Annotated in this window: 2 protein-coding genes; both read right to left on the bottom strand. The window is 65.9% G+C overall.

Going from position 1 to position 1,812, the window contains the following annotated elements:
* A partial coding sequence (locus I2E26_RS08685; RefSeq protein WP_195420409.1) for a transglutaminase domain-containing protein occupies positions 1–1,050 on the bottom strand: 1,050 nt, incomplete at its 3' end.
* Between the two features lie 135 nt (positions 1,051–1,185).
* Positions 1,186–1,812, bottom strand: a 627-nt coding sequence (locus I2E26_RS08680; protein WP_195420408.1) for a class II fructose-bisphosphate aldolase, incomplete at its 5' end; no start/stop codon positions are given.

The raw sequence follows: 1,812 nt of genomic DNA, 5'->3' as shown, positions 1-1,812 counted from the left end.
GATGAAAGCGAGCGCCATCACACCGCAGTCGCCCCGCAGCGATTTCAGGCAGCCGTCGGCGATGGCGTCGAGCTGGGCGTAATCCGGCTGATATCGATAATCGACCGTGCGCGTGAGGTAGTCGTAGATGGCGCGGGCACGATCGATCGGGCGCTCGATGCCATCGACGACGCGCGCCGTCAACGCTCGCAGATACGGCGTGAACACCACATGCGGCGCCAGCTCGCACAGGTCTTCGGGCCCGGGTGCGGGCGCGTTCACGCGGCGTGCGGGCGCGGGCGCGCAGGTATCGATATAGGGCGCATCGATTCGATAACGATAGGTCACCTCGAAAGATCGGCGCTCCGTCGACTCCCAGAAAATGGTGCGTGCGGGCGCGTCGGCACGGGCGACCACGCCGCCCTCCGTCATCGACAGGATCTCGATCTGGGACTGCTGCGGAGCAGCCGCGGGCACCGGAAGCCAGGCGCGTACAGCCTCGCCGGGCAGGGCGCCGGGGACCGAGATGCATGCGCGGGCTGTGATGCGATACGCCGCCCCGCCCTCTTCACGCATGCGCAGGAGCATCGCATCGCGCGTCGTCGTATCCGACGGATCATCCTCGCGAAGGCCCGGCACCTCCAACGGGTACACGCGCAGCGAATCGAGGAAGTTCTCGAGCACGCGAGGCTCGCCCTCGATGAAGCGCCAGTCGATACGCTTGCGTTCGATGAGCTCGTCGAACTGCGCGCGGGTGAACTCGGGCCACTCGGCACGGATGAGCTCGAGCGCGCGGTCGAACGAGACGCTGTACTGCCGCGCAAGGCGCCCCATGCGGTGATGCTCGGCGCGCAGACACGCTGCCAGCTCGGGAGTTTCAGCGACATCCAGCGCGCGCAGGCAGGCGGCGCGGGCGGCGTCCAGATAACCGGCCTGCTTAAGGCGAGCGATCTCGGGCGGGAGCCCGACGCCCAGCTCGCGGTAATCGCTATTGCGCGCGATGCCGTCGCAGGCGAGCGGCCCGCATGTAATGAGGCGCCCCTCCTCGGGGCTCACCGTCTTGATGCTCATAGCTCTCCCCTTCCCAACACGGATGGGTCACGCAAGGCCGCGCGCCCTCATATCGCACCCAGGGTATCACAGACAAGAAAAGCCGCCGTGCGACGAGGCACGGCGGCTTTTACTTGAAACACGATGGAAGAACGGCTACGCCTTGTTAACGGAACCGAACTCCTCCATGAGCTCCTTGGCGCGGGCGACGATGGCCTCGCGACCGGGCTTGATGATCTTGCGCGGGTCGAAGCCCTTGCCCTCGAGGTCCTTGCCGGCCTCGATGTACTCGCGCGTAGCAGCAGCGAAGACGAGCTGCAGGTCGGTGTTCACGTTGATCTTGGAAACACCGAGCGAGATGGCCTTCTGGATCTGGTCCACCGGGATACCGGTGCCACCGTGGAGAACGAGCGGCAGATCGCCCACGGCCTCCTTGATAGCGGCCAGGGCGTCGAAGGACAGACCGGCCCAGTCCTCGGGGTACACGCCATGAATGTTGCCGATGCCGCACGCGAGGAAGTCGACGCCGAGGGCAGCGATCTGCTTGCACTCCTCGGGATCGGCGATCTCGCCCTGGCCCACGACGCCGTCCTCGACGCCGCCGATGCCGCCGACCTCGGCCTCGACGGAGATGCCCTTCTCGTGGGCGATCTTCACGATCTCGGCGGTACGCTCGAGGTTGATCTGGAAGGTCTCCTCATGGGAGCCGTCGTACATAACGGAGGTGAAACCGGCCTCGATGCACTCAAGGCAGTTCTCATACGTACCGTGGTCGAGGTGCAG

The organism is Collinsella sp. D33t1_170424_A12, from assembly GCF_015554865.1.
Lineage (GTDB): Bacteria > Actinomycetota > Coriobacteriia > Coriobacteriales > Coriobacteriaceae > Collinsella.
This window is presented reverse-complemented; position numbering and strand designations above follow the sequence as displayed.